The organism is Pseudomonas sp. TE3911 (genome assembly GCF_054062775.1).
The window spans coordinates 4,543,105-4,559,295 of sequence record NZ_JBSSFP010000001.1; the positions used below are offsets into that span (position 1 = coordinate 4,543,105).

At 58.7% G+C, this 16,191-nt stretch carries 19 protein-coding genes and 4 tRNA genes; 9 read left to right on the forward strand and 14 right to left on the reverse strand.

Annotated features, from left to right (window positions below):
- Positions 1 to 19 precede the first annotated feature (19 nt).
- Entirely contained in the window at positions 20 to 421 is a 402-nt protein-coding gene (locus ACVWXD_RS20625; protein WP_095183799.1) for a pilin, read from the reverse strand.
- 202 nt (positions 422 to 623) lie between these two features.
- Here ACVWXD_RS20625 and ACVWXD_RS20630 point away from each other — a divergent pair, with 202 nt between their 5' ends.
- The 4 genes from ACVWXD_RS20630 to yacG are packed head-to-tail and all read left to right on the forward strand — an operon-like array spanning position 624 to position 3,512.
- Entirely contained in the window at positions 624 to 1,832 is a 1,209-nt protein-coding gene (locus ACVWXD_RS20630) for a type II secretion system F family protein (protein WP_260367744.1), read from the forward strand.
- Entirely contained in the window at positions 1,829 to 2,695 is an 867-nt protein-coding gene (locus ACVWXD_RS20635) for a prepilin peptidase (protein WP_032886195.1), read from the forward strand. The genes ACVWXD_RS20630 and ACVWXD_RS20635 overlap by 4 nt, the downstream gene beginning before the upstream one ends.
- Entirely contained in the window at positions 2,692 to 3,315 is a 624-nt protein-coding gene (gene coaE, locus ACVWXD_RS20640; RefSeq protein ID WP_181642863.1) for a dephospho-CoA kinase, read from the forward strand. The genes ACVWXD_RS20635 and coaE overlap by 4 nt, the downstream gene beginning before the upstream one ends.
- Positions 3,312 to 3,512: a DNA gyrase inhibitor YacG gene (gene yacG / locus ACVWXD_RS20645; protein ID WP_032886193.1), complete on the forward strand. Its 201-nt coding sequence runs from the start codon at positions 3,312 to 3,314 to the stop codon at positions 3,510 to 3,512. Before coaE ends, yacG begins: the two co-directional genes overlap by 4 nt.
- Here yacG and ACVWXD_RS20650 read toward each other — a convergent pair.
- From ACVWXD_RS20650 to ACVWXD_RS20660, 3 genes are all read right to left on the reverse strand, one after another.
- Entirely contained in the window at positions 3,509 to 3,724 is a 216-nt protein-coding gene (locus ACVWXD_RS20650) for a hypothetical protein (RefSeq protein ID WP_181642864.1), read from the reverse strand. The two genes, yacG and ACVWXD_RS20650, sit on opposite strands and share 4 nt — an antisense overlap.
- A gap of 76 nt (positions 3,725 to 3,800) precedes the next feature.
- The gene (locus tag ACVWXD_RS20655; RefSeq protein ID WP_457371287.1) at positions 3,801 to 4,490 is read right to left on the reverse strand and encodes an energy-coupling factor ABC transporter permease; all 690 of its coding nucleotides are present in this window, start codon (positions 4,488 to 4,490) and stop codon (positions 3,801 to 3,803) included.
- The gene (locus ACVWXD_RS20660) at positions 4,487 to 4,954 is read right to left on the reverse strand and encodes a hypothetical protein (RefSeq protein WP_032886190.1); all 468 of its coding nucleotides are present in this window, start codon (positions 4,952 to 4,954) and stop codon (positions 4,487 to 4,489) included. Before ACVWXD_RS20660 ends, ACVWXD_RS20655 begins: the two co-directional genes overlap by 4 nt.
- A 104-nt stretch (positions 4,955 to 5,058) precedes the next feature.
- Here ACVWXD_RS20660 and ACVWXD_RS20665 point away from each other — a divergent pair, with 104 nt between their 5' ends.
- Genes ACVWXD_RS20665 through ACVWXD_RS20675 form a run of 3 tightly spaced genes read left to right on the forward strand, consistent with a single transcriptional unit; the run spans position 5,059 to position 7,278 of the window.
- Entirely contained in the window at positions 5,059 to 5,688 is a 630-nt protein-coding gene (locus ACVWXD_RS20665; protein ID WP_032886189.1) for a DUF1780 domain-containing protein, read from the forward strand.
- A 57-nt stretch (positions 5,689 to 5,745) separates the two neighbouring features.
- Positions 5,746 to 5,919 carry a DUF3094 family protein gene (locus tag ACVWXD_RS20670; protein WP_032886188.1) on the forward strand — a complete coding sequence of 58 codons (174 nt, stop codon included), beginning with the start codon at positions 5,746 to 5,748 and terminating at the stop codon, positions 5,917 to 5,919.
- Positions 5,920 to 5,979: 60 nt separating this feature from the next.
- Complete coding sequence (locus tag ACVWXD_RS20675; RefSeq protein ID WP_032886187.1) at positions 5,980 to 7,278, forward strand: NAD(P)/FAD-dependent oxidoreductase; 1,299 nt, start codon at positions 5,980 to 5,982, stop codon at positions 7,276 to 7,278.
- Positions 7,279 to 7,455: 177 nt separating this feature from the next.
- On the opposite strand, the gene ACVWXD_RS20680 is transcribed toward ACVWXD_RS20675, so the two are convergent.
- The 7 genes from ACVWXD_RS20680 to rluD all read right to left on the reverse strand — a co-directional run bounded on the left by ACVWXD_RS20680 (position 7,456) and on the right by rluD (position 12,553).
- Positions 7,456 to 7,532 (reverse strand) — tRNA-Pro (locus tag ACVWXD_RS20680).
- A 94-nt stretch (positions 7,533 to 7,626) separates the two neighbouring features.
- Positions 7,627 to 7,702 (reverse strand) — tRNA-Lys (locus ACVWXD_RS20685).
- Positions 7,703 to 7,707: 5 nt separating this feature from the next.
- A tRNA-Pro gene (locus tag ACVWXD_RS20690) sits at positions 7,708 to 7,784 on the reverse strand.
- 9 nt (positions 7,785 to 7,793) lie between these two features.
- Positions 7,794 to 7,869: transfer RNA gene (locus ACVWXD_RS20695), tRNA-Asn, on the reverse strand.
- Between the two features lie 303 nt (positions 7,870 to 8,172).
- Entirely contained in the window at positions 8,173 to 10,737 is a 2,565-nt protein-coding gene (gene clpB, locus ACVWXD_RS20700; protein WP_032886186.1) for an ATP-dependent chaperone ClpB, read from the reverse strand.
- Between the two features lie 131 nt (positions 10,738 to 10,868).
- Positions 10,869 to 11,594 (reverse strand): peptidoglycan editing factor PgeF, encoded by a 726-nt coding sequence (pgeF, locus tag ACVWXD_RS20705; protein ID WP_095183795.1) that lies wholly within the window; start codon positions 11,592 to 11,594, stop codon positions 10,869 to 10,871.
- On the reverse strand, positions 11,591 to 12,553 hold the full coding sequence (gene rluD / locus ACVWXD_RS20710; RefSeq protein ID WP_032886184.1) for a 23S rRNA pseudouridine(1911/1915/1917) synthase RluD: 963 nt from the start codon (positions 12,551 to 12,553) through the stop codon (positions 11,591 to 11,593). Before rluD ends, pgeF begins: the two co-directional genes overlap by 4 nt.
- Before the next feature lie 149 nt (positions 12,554 to 12,702).
- Between rluD and ACVWXD_RS20715 the strand changes: the two genes are divergently transcribed.
- Together ACVWXD_RS20715 and ACVWXD_RS20720 are read left to right on the forward strand one after the other, a co-directional pair.
- Entirely contained in the window at positions 12,703 to 13,728 is a 1,026-nt protein-coding gene (locus ACVWXD_RS20715; protein ID WP_032886183.1) for an outer membrane protein assembly factor BamD, read from the forward strand.
- Positions 13,729 to 13,852: 124 nt separating this feature from the next.
- On the forward strand, positions 13,853 to 14,086 hold the full coding sequence (locus ACVWXD_RS20720; RefSeq protein ID WP_032886182.1) for a PP0621 family protein: 234 nt from the start codon (positions 13,853 to 13,855) through the stop codon (positions 14,084 to 14,086).
- Here ACVWXD_RS20720 and thiO read toward each other — a convergent pair.
- The 3 genes from thiO to ACVWXD_RS20735 all read right to left on the reverse strand — a co-directional run bounded on the left by thiO (position 14,073) and on the right by ACVWXD_RS20735 (position 16,189).
- Entirely contained in the window at positions 14,073 to 15,182 is a 1,110-nt protein-coding gene (thiO, locus tag ACVWXD_RS20725) for a glycine oxidase ThiO (RefSeq protein WP_122764969.1), read from the reverse strand. The two genes, ACVWXD_RS20720 and thiO, sit on opposite strands and share 14 nt — an antisense overlap.
- A gap of 63 nt (positions 15,183 to 15,245) precedes the next feature.
- A complete protein-coding gene (locus tag ACVWXD_RS20730; protein ID WP_457371288.1) occupies positions 15,246 to 15,647 on the reverse strand; it encodes a type IV pilin protein in 402 nt (133 codons plus the stop codon).
- Between the two features lie 11 nt (positions 15,648 to 15,658).
- Positions 15,659 to 16,189, reverse strand: coding sequence for a pilus assembly PilX family protein (locus ACVWXD_RS20735; RefSeq protein ID WP_457371289.1), 531 nt, complete (start codon positions 16,187 to 16,189; stop codon positions 15,659 to 15,661).
- Positions 16,190 to 16,191 lie beyond the last annotated feature (2 nt).

The window sequence follows — 16,191 nt, forward strand, 5'->3', positions numbered from 1 at the left end:
CCTGTGGATGGTTTAGCAGTTATGCGCCGCAACCCTTGCCGGCATATTTCTCTTCAGCAGTTGTAGTGCATTTCCAGCCGGTGGCGCTGCGCGTCAGGCTGATGGTCTTGCCCAGCACAGGCGCTGGCGCATCAAGTATTTCGCAACTGATGGAGCCCACGCCCGTCGTGACGTCGCCTGCCACATCGATCTTGCAGTTGGCGGTTGGGGTCGTGCCGCCAATCAAGGCCACGGTAGGTACGGTGCCCTGATTGAAGGTGTCTTCGTAGCCGGCCTTCAAGGCAGTAATTTCAGCCAGGCCGGCAGTGAACTTGGCCTTGGCCTGGTGTGTGGTGTACATCGGGAGGCCGATGGTGGCCAAAATGCCGATGATTGCCACGACGATCAACAACTCGATCAAGGTAAAGCCTTTTTGACTCATCACATTCACTCTCCAGAATAGAACTCATGACAAGGCGCGTCCTGCACCCCGTTTTTTTCAGCGGCGCCAGTGTACTCACCCGTAAGCGGTCAATCGCGCACAAGACGCACATTCTGACATTTTATCCTGCGCCCTCGACACGCCCGAATCCGTCACCTGACTACGCTATAAATCTTCGAAGGTTTATATGCGGAACCGCGACATGAACAACGCTTCAACGATTTATGCTTGGGAAGGCATCAACCGAAAAGGGCGCAGGGTGTCCGGGCAAACCAAGGCTCACAACCCTGCCCTGGTCAAGGCGCAACTACGCCAGCAAGGCATCAGCCCTGGCCGTGTGCGCAAGCACTCCCCGATGCTGCCAAGCCTTACTCATTCGGTTAAAGCCACTGACATCACGCTGCTCACTCGCCAACTGGCCACTCTGCTCAAAGCCGGAATACCCCTTCTGCAAGCCTTCGACATCATCAACGAAGGCTTCGACAACCGCGCGGTGCGTGAGCTGGTACAAGACCTGAAACAGCACATCGCAGCCGGCACTAGTCTGGCCGAGGCGTTGCGTAAACAACCGCGCTACTTCGATGAGCTGTACTGCAACCTGGTGGCCGCGGGCGAACAAGCGGGTGCGCTGGAGACCCTGCTGGACCGGGTAGCGATCCACCGCGAAAAGAGCGAGCAACTCAATGCCAGGATTAAAAAGGCCATGACCTACCCCGTTGCGGTCCTGGTGGTTGCCAGCCTGGTCACCGGCATACTGCTGGTTCACGTAGTTCCGCAGTTCCAGACCCTGTTCGCCGGGGTTGACGGTAAGCTGCCAACGCTTACCTTGCAGGTGATCGCCTTGTCGGCATTCGTGCAGCAAGCCTGGTGGATGCTGGTGTTGGGCATTGCCGCCGGAATCATGGGGTTGCGTAAGGCCTATCGGAGCTCGCCGCGTTTTCGCTACTGGCTCGACGCCGGTTTGTTGAATGCGCCCTTGGCAGGCAAACTGCTGACACAATCCGCAGTGGCCCGCTACGCCCGTACGTTGTCCACCACCTTTGCAGCCGGTGTTCCACTGGTACAGGCTTTGGACTCAGTCGCCGGCGCCGTGGGCAATGCCCCGTTCAAACAGGCAATCGAACATATGCGTCACGATGTATCCACTGGCATGCAGTTGAATCACTCCATGGGCAACAGCGGCCTGTTTCCCAGTATGGCGATTCAGATGACAGCAATCGGCGAAGAATCGGGCATGCTGGAACAGATGCTGGAAAAAGTCGCCAACCACTATGAGAACGACGTGGACAACCAAGTCGACAGCCTCACCAGCCTGATGGAACCGCTGATCATGGTGGTTCTGGGGGGGATTGTCGCGACGCTGGTCATCGCCATGTACCTGCCGGTCTTCCAACTGGGGAGCGCATTTTGAATTTGCTGTTGAGTGAGCACCCATGGGCCTTTGTGGCGATAGCGTCGGTACTGGGGCTGATCGTCGGCAGTTTTCTCAATGTGCTCGTGTGGCGCCTGCCAAAAATGCTCGAACGGGAATGGCGTGCTCAGGCCCACGAAGTGCTCGGTTTACCTGCTGAGCCTGCCGGGCCGACCTACAACCTGATGCACCCCAACTCGTGCTGCCCGCACTGTGATCATCCGATCCGGCCGTGGGAAAACATCCCGGTGCTCAGTTACCTGATACTCCGAGGCCGCTGCGCCCACTGCCAGGCAACCATCAGCACACGCTACCCCTTCACCGAGCTTGCGTGCGGGCTGATCTCGGCCTGGGTCGCCCTACATTTCGGCTTTGGCTGGCAAGCCGCAGCAGTGCTGATATTGAGTTGGGGGTTGCTAGCAATGAGCCTGATCGACGCGGACCACCAATTACTGCCGGATGTGCTGGTGCTGCCATTGCTGTGGCTGGGGTTGATCGTCAACAGCTTTGAATTACTGACGACTTTACCCGACGCCCTTTGGGGCACAGTGATCGGCTACATGAGCTTATGGAGCGTGTTCTGGCTGTTCAAATTGGTCACCGGTAAGGACGGCATGGGCCACGGCGACTTCAAGTTACTGGCACTGCTAGGCGCCTGGGGTGGTTGGCAGATTTTGCCGATGACACTGTTGATGTCGTCGCTGGTGGGAGTGGTTATCGGGCTGATCCTGATGCGCGTGCGCAAGACTCAGGCTTCGGCCCCGATGCCGTTTGGTCCGTATCTGGCAATTGCCGGCTGGATTGCATTGCTCTGGGGTGGTCAAATAACCGACTTCTATTTGCAGTCTGTCGGTTTCAGATGACCACTTCTGTTGCAACACCCTGGATTCTTGGCCTCACCGGCGGCATCGGCAGCGGTAAAAGCGCGGCGGCCCAGCACTTTATCGACCTGGGCGTGGACCTGGTCGACGCCGACCACGCCGCGCGCTGGGTGGTCGAGCCTGGCCGGCCGGCACTGGCACGCATCGCCGAGCACTTTGGTGCACACGTGCTGCAGCCCGACGGTCAACTGGACCGCGCCGCGTTGCGCAAGCTGATCTTTGAAGTACCTGAAGAGCGCCTATGGCTGGAAGGCTTGCTACACCCGCTGATCGGCGAGGAGATTCGCAGCCACCTGGCGCGCGCGCGCTCGCCTTACGCGATTCTGGTGTCGCCGTTGCTGATCGAGTCCGGCCAGTACAGCATGACCCAGCGCATCCTGGTGATCGACGTGCCGCAATCGGTGCAGATTCAGCGTACCCTGCAGCGCGACGGCATCAGCGAACAGCAAGTACAGGCGATTCTAGAGGCTCAGTCCAGCCGTGAAGACCGCCTGAACCATGCCGATGACGTACTGGTCAATGACCAGGACCTCGCCTGGCTGCACAGCGAGGTCGAGCGACTGCATCACTTTTACCTTACTTTGCGTGGAGGCCGATCATGAGCCAACCCTTGACCGTCGACTGCCCAACCTGCGGCGCCCCCGTGGAATGGAAAACCGACAATCTCAACCGGCCGTTTTGCTCGGACCGTTGCAAACTCATCGATCTGGGCGCCTGGGCCGCTGAAGAACACAAGATCCCCGTAGCCCCGGACGCAGAAGACGAGCTGTTTTCCGAAGATCTGCCGCCTCGCCATTAAGGCCGCATAAAGGCATATTCCTTCTGGTCGTCGAGGTTTTCTGCAAGGTATTGCAGCTCGTCGGCCAGGTCTTCAAAACTGCGCACGCCCTTGCTCTGCTGCACAACCGCACTGAGCATGGCCCGCAGGGTCAGGCCTGGGTCGAAACCGATTTCCTGCGCCGCATCCTGGCTTTTTCGCAACTCCTGCCGTGCCCACTCATACACACCCATGATCCGTGCTCCCCGCCTGCTTATCTAAAATTTGGCAGAGCATGGGCCTGCTCGCTCGCCCTGGGTTTGATCTGGATCAACGCTGCGAATCGTCATCCTTCCAAGGCGCAGAGAGGTAGCGGGTGCGGTTGAAGGTCTCCAGCCATTCGGGGCAAAACACCACCAGAGCGCTGATGACCATGCCGTTGATAAAGGCCTCTGGGAAGATGATCAGCCACAGGTAGCCGACGAAATCTTCCAGCCATTCCGGCATGGCAAAACGGCCGTCAAACCATAGCAAACCCAACCCCAGTAACAGGCAGAGCAAGGCCGACAGCGCGGCAGCAAAAAAACCGCAGCAAAAGATATACACGAAAGGATTGCGCGGCTGCGCCCGCTCGACCACAAGCGCACAGCCTTCGGTGATCAGCACCGGCAGCACGACCAGCAGCAGGCCGTTGACGCCAAGGGCCGCCAGGTCCTGGCGCCCAAGCAGCATTAACCCGAACTGGGCGGCAAAACCACCGACGATGGCCAGGGGCCAATCCAGCAGCAGGGTTACGGCGGTCATACCAATAAAGTGGTAGGACACACCAGTGTCGAAATCCCGCCGCACCAGCCACAACATGAACAGTGCGAACACCGTACCGAACAGCAAATGCTGGCGCCGCCGGTCGGAAAACAACTCGACCCAGGGCGAGCGCAGGATCGCCCATAGCAGCACCGGCGCGTACAACAGCCAGCCGATGCCCAGGGTTGTGGGCGCCAGCACTGCGGCGCTGATCACGGCCTCACCTGCTCCAGGGCCTGGCGCAATTCGGCAGCAGTGCCGTATTCGTGCTGAGAAACCAACGCACCGTTTTCCAGCTGCAGCCACAGCACTTTATCCGCCGCTGCGGGATAACGCGGCGCGATACGCGCGTCACGGTCCAGCATGACCCGGTAGTTGTAGGATTGCATGGCGGGTACCGCGAACAGTTTGGCGATCAGTCGAGGCATGCGCTGGATATCGGCGACGAACACTGCATGCCGTGCTTCTAAGTAGCCTTTAGGTTGGCCTTGCAGCGCCGCATCTACCAGCTTCGCTGCGTCCATGCTGCGCGCCACCAGCAGAATCTGCGCATGGTTATCGAGGGTATAGGCTTGGTCGAATTGATCGAGCAAGGTCCAGGGAGTAAGGCGCTCGCCCACTTCAACAGCCTGCGCCCATACCGGTAAAAGACTTAGCAACAACACCACCAGAAACTTCACTGCACGCTCCTCATTCGGGGGAATTACGCTTGAAAGGCCAGTCTACACCCTGGCTTTTGCGGCAGGACTTCCTGCGGTCATCATTTGGACGCTAAGCTGCATGCATGGATGACTCAGATTATTTGCGCCTGCTCACCGTAGCAGCCGAACAAGCCAATGCGTTCCTGTCCAATGCCCGCAAATGGGAGCGTGAGCGTTGGGTCTGCCAGCGCCTGCTGCAAGGTTTGAACGTGCCTTACCGCGCCGAAGAGTTTCATGCCGCAGGTCAAGAACCACCGGATGTGCTGTTTCGCGATGCCAGTTTCGAGGTGTTTTTCGTACTTGATGAAGGGCGGCGACTGAACGACGAATGGCGAGACGAACTGCTGCGCCGGCGTAGCGCATTCTCCCTCAGCCAACTGGTGCGGCGCGAAGCCAAGCCTCGGCGAATCCCCGCTCATGAATTCCTGCTGCGCCTGGCGCCCACGTTGCGCAAGAAGGCCCACAACTACAAAGAGCGCGGGATGGACCTGGGCGAACTGGATCTTGTCGCGTTCACCAGCCTCAAGCGCGAAGTGCTCGACCTCAACAGCCACTTCCCCCCCCCCACCGAATACTTGCGCCAAGGCTGGCGCTCGCTGTCTCTGGTGGGGCCAACGTTCGCGCGAGTGCTGTTCGCTCACCCGGACGCCCCGGATTTCTTGCGCAACAACCTGGGGCGCAGCATAGTGTTCGACGTGGGGATCAGCCTCTGATCCCACCCCGACTGTAACGTGGCGCCCTTTTGCAACGTCTACCTGACGAGGCCTTATATGACCAGTCGCCTGAACCCCGACGACCAAAAGCATGTCGAAGAGTATCTGCAACTCTCCCAAAACCGAGTCGAGCGCAAGCCTTTCCGGCCGTGGCTGCTCCTTGGTGTGGTGCTGGTGGTGGTGATCGGGCTCGGTCTGCTGAGCCGCCTTTTGAGTTACCTAACGCTATGAGCTGCCTGGCGCTCGCGAGGGTAACTGCTCCGATTTCTTTTAGCCTTGCGAGATATCCCTATGACCCATCGTATTATTATCGTCGGCGGCGGCGCCGGCGGTCTGGAGTTGGCTACCCGCCTGGGTAAGACTCTGGGCAAGCGTGGCACTGCCAGCATCACGCTGGTGGACACCAACCTGACCCATATCTGGAAGCCGCTGCTGCACGAAGTGGCCGCCGGGTCGCTGAACTCTTCGGAAGACGAACTCAACTACGTCGCCCAGGCCAAATGGAACCACTTCGAGTTCCAACTGGGGCGCATGAGCGGGCTTGACCGAGAGCAGAAGAAGATTCAGTTGGCCGCCACCCTCGACGAAGAGGGCCGCGAACTGGTGCCTGCGCGCGTTCTGAGCTACGACAGCCTAGTGATTGCGGTAGGCAGCACCACTAACGACTTCGGCACCGAGGGCGCGGCGCAACACTGCCTGTTTCTCGACACCCGCAAACAGGCCGAACGTTTTCACCAGCAACTGCTCAACCACTACCTGCGCGCACATGCCGGACAGACCGATGTCGTCGAGCAGATCAGTGTCGCCATCGTCGGCGCCGGCGCCACCGGCGTCGAACTCGCCGCCGAGCTGCATAACGCTGCCCATGAGCTGGCTGCCTACGGCCTGGACCGAATCAAGCCGGAAAACATGCACATCACCCTGATCGAAGCCGGCCCACGCGTACTGCCCGCCCTACCGGAGCGTATTGGCGGGCCTGTGCATAAAACCCTGGAGAAGCTCGGCGTGACCGTGCTGACCAACTCGGCCGTCAGCGAAGTCACCGCCGATGCACTGATTACCAGTAGCGGCCAGGTGATTCCGGCCAGTCTTAAAGTGTGGGCTGCGGGGATTCGCGCGCCAGGATTCCTCAAGGACATTGATGGCCTGGAAACCAACCGCATCAATCAGCTGCAAGTGCTGCCGACGCTGCAAACCACCCGCGACGAAAATATCTTTGCGTTCGGCGACTGCGCCGCGTGCCCGCAACCGGGCACCGACCGCAACGTACCGCCACGGGCCCAGGCTGCCCACCAGCAAGCATCGTTGCTGGCTAAGTCGCTGAAGCTACGCATCGAGGGCAAGGAGCTGCCGTCGTACAAGTACACCGACTATGGATCGCTGATCTCGCTGTCACGCTTTTCAGCGGTGGGTAACTTGATGGGCAATCTGACAGGCAGTGTGATGCTGGAAGGCTGGCTGGCGCGGATGTTCTACGTGTCGCTGTACCGGATGCACCAGATGGCGCTCTATGGCTTCTTCCGCACGGCGATGCTGATGCTGGGCAGCAGGATTGGGCGTGGTACTGAGCCGCGACTCAAACTTCACTAACAACATAAAATAATGTTGGAGGGGGCCTGCTCCCGATCGCGGTGGGTCAGCTATGTCTTCATTGGCTGACAGACTGCTGTCGGGACCAGGCCCCCTCTCACGTTTGATGCGCAGTGTTTTGAGGTTTTGCGTGCGCAAAAAAAATCCCCGTATCTTTCGATACGAGGATTTTTAATATGGTCGGGGTAGGGGGATTCGAACTCCCGACATCCTGCTCCCAAAGCAGGCGCGCTACCGGACTGCGCTATACCCCGGTAAAAAAAAGGCGACCTCTCAGTCGCCTTCTTCGATCAGCGCTTTTGGCCTCTGATCTTAAGATTCGATCCCAGCGCTAACTGGTCTCAAAAATGGTGGGTCGTGTGGGATTCGAACCTACGACCAATTGGTTAAAAGCCAACTGCTCTACCAACTGAGCTAACGACCCAAAAATGGTCGGGGTAGGGGGATTCGAACTCCCGACATCCTGCTCCCAAAGCAGGCGCGCTACCGGACTGCGCTATACCCCGGTTTGAAATTGGCTCCGTGACCAGGACTCGAACCTGGGACCCAATGATTAACAGTCATTTGCTCTACCGACTGAGCTATCACGGAACTACATATTTCAAAGTACAACTTTTACTGCTTGAAACTCTCCTCTTCGACCCTGTCCGTATCTCTACGTTAGCGTCTCTGAGGCGCGCTATTCTACAATCTTAAAAACCCCTGTCAACCCTTTAAATTGCTTTTAAGACAATGATTTGCGCTTCTTTCTGATTTCTTCTTGGGGAGAAGAAACCCGTGGGCTGACGTTGCTGCGGGGCGCACTTTACAAGCCTTTTCCTTACAGTTCAACGCCCTAACGAAAAAAAAGGTCCCGCGATGCGGGACCTTCTCTCATAACGCTGCAATCCGGGCTTAATGGAAGACGATTTCGTCGTTCTCCACAGTCGCCTCTACGCTGGTGCCTGGCATAAAGCTGCCTGAAAGGATCAACTGCGCCAGCGGGTTTTCGATCCAGCGCTGGATCGCACGTTTCAAAGGCCGTGCACCATACACCGGGTCGTAACCGACTGCGATCAGCTTGTCTAACGCCTCGCGGCTCAGCTCCAGCGACAGCTCGCGTTCTGCCAGACGACCGCGCAAGCGGCCCAACTGGATCTCGGTGATGCCCGCGATCTGATCACGCGCCAAGGGCTCGAAGATCACTACTTCGTCGACCCGGTTGATGAATTCCGGGCGGAAGTGTGTGGTCAGCGCATCCATTACCGCAGCACGCTGGGCCTCACGATCACCTACCAACTCCTGGATCTGGGAGGAGCCCAGGTTGGAGGTCATCACGATCACCGTGTTGCGGAAGTCAACGGTACGCCCGTGACTGTCCGTCAACCGACCATCTTCCAGCACTTGCAGCAGGATGTTGAATACATCCGGATGCGCCTTCTCGACCTCATCCAGCAGGATCACCGAGTAAGGCTTACGCCGCACGGCTTCGGTCAGGTAACCGCCCTCCTCGTAGCCCACATAGCCTGGTGGAGCACCGATCAGGCGAGCCACCGAGTGTTTTTCCATGAACTCGGACATATCGATCCGCACCATGGCCTCTTCAGTATCAAAGAGAAACTCAGCCAGCGCCTTGCATAGCTCGGTCTTACCCACGCCGGTCGGGCCAAGAAACATGAACGAGCCGCTCGGGCGGTTCGGGTCGGACAAGCCGGCCCGCGAACGCCGTACCGCGTTGGACACCGCCACGACCGCCTCTTCCTGGCCGATCACGCGCTGGTGCAATAGGTGCTCCATCTTCAGCAGCTTGTCGCGCTCGCCTTCGAGCATTTTCGACACAGGAATGCCGGTCCACTTCGAGACGACTTCGGCGATTTCTTCCTCGGTCACCTTGCTGCGCAGCAGCTGATTCTCGCTCTTGCCGTGCTGGTCGACCATTTGCAAGCTGCGCTCCAGGTCCGGGATGACACCGTACTGCAATTCGGCCATGCGGTTCAGGTCGCCCTTACGGCGTGCAGCCTCCAGTTCCTGACGGGACTGTTCGATCTTTTGCTGGATCTGCGCAGAGCCCTGCACTTCGGCTTTTTCCGAGGTCCAGATCTCTTCCAGGTCCGAATACTCGCGCTCAAGCCGCAAAATTTCTTCCTGGAGTTTTTCCAGGCGTTTCTTCGCAGCGTCGTCTTCTTCTTTCTTTAAAGCCTGGGATTCGACTTTCAGTTGAATCAGGCGCCGATCCAGGCGGTCGAGCACTTCCGGCTTGGAGTCGATTTCCATACGAATGCGGCTGGCCGCTTCGTCGATCAAATCGATGGCCTTGTCCGGCAACTGACGATCGGTGATATAGCGATGGCTCAATTTGGCCGCAGCAATGATCGCACCGTCAGTGATCGCCACCTTGTGGTGGACCTCATAGCGTTCTTTCAAACCGCGCAGGATAGCGATGGTGTCCTCTTCGCTCGGTTCTTCCACCAGCACTTTCTGGAAACGACGCTCAAGGGCTGCATCCTTCTCTATATATTGACGGTACTCGTTGAGCGTCGTTGCACCTACGCAGTGCAACTCGCCGCGAGCCAAAGCTGGCTTGAGCATGTTGCCAGCATCCATCGACCCCTCGCCTTTACCGGCGCCGACCATGGTGTGCAGTTCGTCGATAAACAGAATGATCTGCCCTTCCTGCTTCGACAGTTCATTAAGCAGAGATTTCAGGCGCTCTTCAAACTCGCCGCGGAACTTAGCACCGGCGATCAACGACCCCATGTCCAAGGACAGCAGGCGTTTGCCTTTAAGGCCGTCCGGCACTTCACCATTGATGATGCGCTGGGCCAAACCCTCGGCAATCGCGGTTTTACCCACACCAGGCTCACCGATCAGCACAGGATTATTCTTGGTGCGACGCTGCAGGACCTGAATGGTGCGACGAATCTCGTCGTCGCGGCCGATGACCGGGTCAAGCTTGCCTTCTTCGGCGCGCTTCGTCAGATCGACGGTGTACTTGTCCAGGGCCTGGCGCGACTCCTCGTGGTTAGGATCATTCACCGCGTCGCCACCACGCAGGTTGTTGATGGCATTTTCCAGGGCTTTCTTGCTCACGCCCTGGCCCAGCAACAACTTGCCGAGCTTGCTGTTCTCGTCCATGGCGGCGAGCAGCACCAGTTCGCTGGAGATGAACTGGTCGCCCTTTTGCTGGGCCAGGCGGTCGGCCTGGTTAAGCAGGCGCGCCAGATCCTGCGACATGTTCACGTCGCCGGTTGGATTTTGGATTTTTGGCAGCTGGTCGAGCTCTTTGCTCAACTCCTTGCGCAGGCTGCTGACATCAAAGCCCACCTGCATCAGCAAGGGCTTGATAGAACCACCTTGCTGTTCCAGAAGAGCCTGCATCAAGTGTGCAGGCTCAATGGCCGGGTGGTCGAGACCCACCGCCAACGACTGGGAGTCCGATAACGCCAACTGTAATTTGCTGGTTAAACGATCAATACGCATTAGTCACCTTCCTTTTGAGCAGGCCGGAGCTATAAAACATTCCTGAATGAAGAAACCTGCCAGATACCCTTATAGATGGGGTGGATTCTGGAAGATTCAAGCTACGGACAGTTGACGTAAGTCAGGAGAGTCTAGCGTTCGAGCCAGATAAGGGAGGCAAATCGACCGGTGCGCGGACTGCGCCGGTAAGAAAAGAAGCGCGGATCGGTCACGGTGCACAAACCACCACCGTAAACAGCCGTGACACCCCGTGCGGCAAGGCGCAGGCGAGCCAGTTGATAGATGTCGGCCATGAACTTGCCAGGATTACGGCTCGGCACAAAGGCTTGGGCAGTGGTCGGCAGTTGCTGCATGAAGGCTTCACGCACCTCAGGACCGACTTCAAAGGATTGAGGACCGATTGCAGGGCCCAACCAGACCAGTACGTCGGCAGGAGCGGTATCCAGACTTTCGAAAGCCGCTTCCAACACGCCAGCCGCCAACCCGCGCCAACCGGCATGGGCCGCTGCGACACGAGTCCCTGCGCGGTTGCAGAATAACGCGGGCAGGCAATCGGCAGTCATAGAGGTACAAGCGATGCCTGGGTTGCTGGTCCAACAGCCATCGGCTTCAGCCGTGCGGCCAGGATCAGCCTCAACCACGGTCACCCCGTGAACTTGGCGCAGCCAGGCCGGCTGAATATCAAATGCGTCGCTAAGACGACGGCGATTTTCAAGAACGGCCTCCAGGCTGTCCTCTACATGATCGCCCAAGTTGAGGCTGTCGAACGGCGCCAGGCTGACGCCGCCCGCACGGGTGGTAACGCAGGCCTTTACCCGAGCCGGCGCGGGCCAGTCAGGTATCAGCCAGTCACTCATCCAACAAACGCCTCACGGTCCTGCTTGAGCAGTGACAGCAACCAGACAAAATCGTCCGGCAGTGGCGATTCCCAGCTCATGCGCTTACCACTCGTCGGATGATCCAGTTCCAGGAAGCGTGCATGCAGTGCCTGGCGCGGGAACGTCTTGAGCGATTCAACCATTGTCTGACTGGCCGCAGGCGGAATGCGGAAGCGACCACCGTAGGCAGGATCGCCGACCAACGGGAAGTTGATGTGGGCCATGTGCACGCGAATCTGGTGAGTACGACCGGTTTCCAGCTTGACCCGAACGTGGGTGTGGGAACGGAAACGCTCCAATACACGGTAGTGGCTTACGGCCTGCTTGCCGCCCTCCATTACCGCCATGCGCTGGCGCTGCTGGCCGTGGCGACCGATAGGGGCGTTGATCTTGCCACCCGCGACGACCACGCCGATCACGATGCACTCATAGATCCGGCTGACGCTACGGCTCTGCAACTGCGTAACCAGTTGCGTCTGCGCCTGAATGGTCTTGGCAACCACCATCAGGCCGGTGGTGTCCTTGTCCAGACGGTGCACGATACCGCAGCGCGGCACGTTGATGATGTCCGGGATATGGTGCAACAGGGCATTGAGCAAGGTGCCATCAGCGTGCCCGGCCGCCGGGTGAACCACCAGGCCTGCGGGTTTGTTGATGACGAGGATGTCGTCGTCTTCATAGACGATATCCAGCTCAATGTCTTGGGCGACCCATTCTCCCTGGGCTTCCTGCTCGGCAGTCAGCTCAAGAATCGCACCGCCATGGACTATGTCTCGCGGGCGGATAACCGCTCCATCCACAGTCAGGCGGCCGTCTTTGATCCAGGCGGAAAGGCGCGAGCGCGAGTGCTCAGCGAATAATTGTGCGGCGACTTGATCGAGGCGTTGGCCGCCCAATTCGGACGGCACCTCTGCGCGAAGTTCAATTTTATCGGACATGCTCAGACTAGGCGTGGCACAGCCTTTGGTTTCGGCTGCGCGCTTGTGGTTAAATACGGCGTCTTTTGCCCCGAGGCTTTCAACGGGGCGCTCATCATAACAGGACGGCCCCGCCCAAGACAGCGGCCGTCATAGGGACGCAAGCCGCCATGCAAGTGAAACACCTGCTGCTGATCGCCATCCTCGCCATGACTGCTGCTTGCTCGTCAACAAAGGAAGTCGTCGACGAAAACCTGAGCGAAGTCGAGCTGTACCAACTGGCACAGAAAGACTTGGACAATAATAGCTACACCAGCGCCACAGCGAAGCTGAAGGCACTGGAGTCGCGTTATCCGTTCGGGCGCTATGCCGACCAGGCTCAGCTTGAGCTGATCTATGCCAACTACAAGAACGCCGAACCGGAAGCCGCCAAGTCCGCCGCCGAGCGTTTCATCCGTTTGCACCCGCAACACCCGAACGTGGACTACGCCTACTACCTCAAGGGCCTGACCTCGTTCGACCAGGATGTTGGCCTGCTGGCGCGCTTCCTGCCGCTGGACATGACCAAGCGTGACCCAGGTGCGGCCCGCGACTCCTACAATGAGTTCGCCCAGCTGACCAGCCGCTACCCGAACAGCCGCTACGCCCCGGACGCCAAGCAGCGCATGATCTACCTGCGCAACCTGCTGGCGTCTTACGAGATCCACGTAGCTCACTACTACCTGACCCGTCAGGCGTATGTCGCTGCTGCCAACCGTGGCCGCTATGTAGTAGAAAACTTCCAGGAGACCCCTTCCGTGGGTGACGGCCTGGCAGTGATGACCGAGGCCTACCAACGTCTGCACTTGGACGAACTGGCCAACACCAGCCTGGAAACCCTGAAGCTCAACTACCCGGATCACCCGAGCCTGAAAGACGGCCAGTTCGTGCCTCAGGTTGCAGAAGCGGACAACCGTTCGTGGCTGAGCAAATACACCCTGGGCCTGATCGAGTCGCGCCCACCGTTGCCGCCGGGCGAAACCCGCGCCAATCAGGACGTGATCAAGCAGTACCAGGACGCCAAGGAAGCCATTCCTTCGGAGCTCAAGCCGCACGACGAGAACGGCGACGTGATCGAAGAAGAAGAGCCAGAGGCCCTGGGCAACAATCAGGACCGCTCCTGGTTCAGCTACATGACCTTCGGTGTGTTCGACTGATCTGTCGACGCAACGCAAAAAGGAGCCCCTCGGGGCTCCTTTTTTATTGGGCAGTATTATTGCGCTGTGCGCTTGCCACGTCCTTGGCTAAACTGGCGCATTCCTTATCGAGAAACCGCCCATCATGCTTCGTCTTCTGTTCTGGATTGCCGTTATTGCTGCAGCGGTATGGTTCTGGCGCAAATTCAAAAGCCCGGCCACCAAGCAGCGACGCACAAGCGAGCCAAGCGCTGCGTTGATGGTGCGCTGCGCCCACTGCGGCGTGCACCTGCCACAGGATCGCGCCCTAAGCTCACGCCAGGAGTGGTATTGCACCCAGGCGCATCTGGAGCAGGGACCGAAGTCTATCCAGCGCTGATCCGACCTTCAGGCGCGTAAGGTGCGGGGTCGATAATCGGCGTATGCCCCAGCAACAAGTCTGCAAACAACTGACAGGACGCCGGCGCCAGAACCAGGCCGTTGCGGTAGTGCCCGCAGTTGAGCCACAGCCCTTTGAAGCCGGGCACCTGGCCAATATAGGGAATGCCTTCCGGTGAACCGGGGCGCAAACCGGCCCAATGCCCAACCACCTCGGCATCCGCAAGAGCGGGAATCAGTTCCACAGCCGAGGCCTTGAGACTTTCCAGCGCAGTTTCGGTGGGTGTCTTGTCGAAGCCCTCATGTTCAAGGGTACTTCCGATGAGAATGTGTCCGTCGCGCCGGGGGATGGCGTAACGCCCCTTGGCCAGGACCATGCTCGACAGGAAGTCCGAGGCGCACTTGTACAAAATCATCTGCCCCTTGACCGGCTCCACCGGAAGCGCCAAGCCCAGCGTGCCAAGCAACTCACCGCTCCACGCTCCTGCCGCCAACACTACATGCGCCCCCACAATCGGCCCCTCTGCCGTATTTACGCCCACCACATTGTCGCCTTCCAGAACAAATCCGGTGACTTCGCACTGTTCGTGAACGATTACGCCAGGCATCGCCAATAACGCGGCTTTAAGGGATTTGACCAAGCGAGGGTTGCGCACATTGGCCACATTCGCCATATAGATTGCCTGGCAATACCCGCCTCCCAGCACCGGCACCGCATCATGGGCGGCCGAAACATCCACTTTGGTCAGGGGCCGACCTTCACGGATCGCCCACGCCAGCGCTTCAGCCTCGTCGTCCAAGTCCAACCAGTACAAGCCGGTGACATGAACCTCCGGATCCACGCCGGTGGCGGCAAACAGGCGCTCACCCAGTTGTGGATAAAAATCCTGGGACCAATGGGCCAAAGCAGTGACCGCCGGGCTGTAGCGCCACGGATACAGCGGCGAAACAATGCCACCGCCCGCCCATGAAGACTCCTGCCCAACGCCGGCGCGCTCCAACAGGACGACCGCCTGCCCCTGGCTCGCCAGGTTGTACGCCGTCAGCAGACCAATGACTCCGCCCCCGACAATCACCACTTGCTGTTGCTTAGCCATCATTTGATCCAGCCGATAAAATAGGAACAGACGCGCCCGGCGCCCAATCATCCAGCCACCTCATCATTGCCCCCAGCATGTCTGGCGCGACATTTCAGGAGCAGCACCCGGATTGGCCCGTAGACCGGTGCTGCTGAGGCTGAAGCCACCGCAAGGGTCACCAGCCATCAACGAATCGGCGCCCGGCGTAGCGACCAGGTAGAAATCCTGAGGGTTCAACGCAGCGGTGATTCTATAGCGATCATTGCCCGTGCTGATGCCGCTTGCGTCAATAAATGTGCCGTTCCTCGTATAAAAGCGCTCCAGTAGCTGAGCTTGCTCAGTCAGCAGCGCGACAATTTCCGCGCGATAGACTTTTTTCACATGGCCGGTGTACCCGGGGTAAGCGATCCCGGCCAGAAACGCGATAATCGCCACAGCGATCAGTAACTCGATCAGGGTAAATCCCTGGCTGTCCATGCCCATTCCATTGGTCCTTATTGAAGTTGTCGCCAAGACACTCGCCTAAAACGCGAGCCACTGGCTTCGTCCACTCGCGCGTACACAGTCTCCAATACCGTGCGTGACTGACCACTGATCCCAATCGCCGTCACCCGGTACAACGTTGCTGGAGTTTGCGGTGGCAAATTCGCCAGTCCTACGCTCGGACCAAGGGATTGAATACCGTAGAGCCCCCCTTTGATGGCAATCCAGTTAACTGATGAAACAGGACTGGTACCGGCCGCGACCACCGACAACGACTCATCCGGAGGCGCACAGACAACAATCGAATGGCACTGCGGCAAATCCGCACCCTTTCGCCTCACAACTTCCTCCCCCAGCCTTAAGCCACTTTCTGCTGCTTGAAACGATTGGTTGCGATGCCACAGGCTGCCGGCAATTTTTTGCTGGGTGACTGCCCCCTGCATGGACGACAACCCGATCAACGCCAACAACAGCAGAAACACCAGGCTTATCAGCAGGACTATCCCTCTTTGTCGCGAAGAAATACCTCCAGCACTCTTCATGG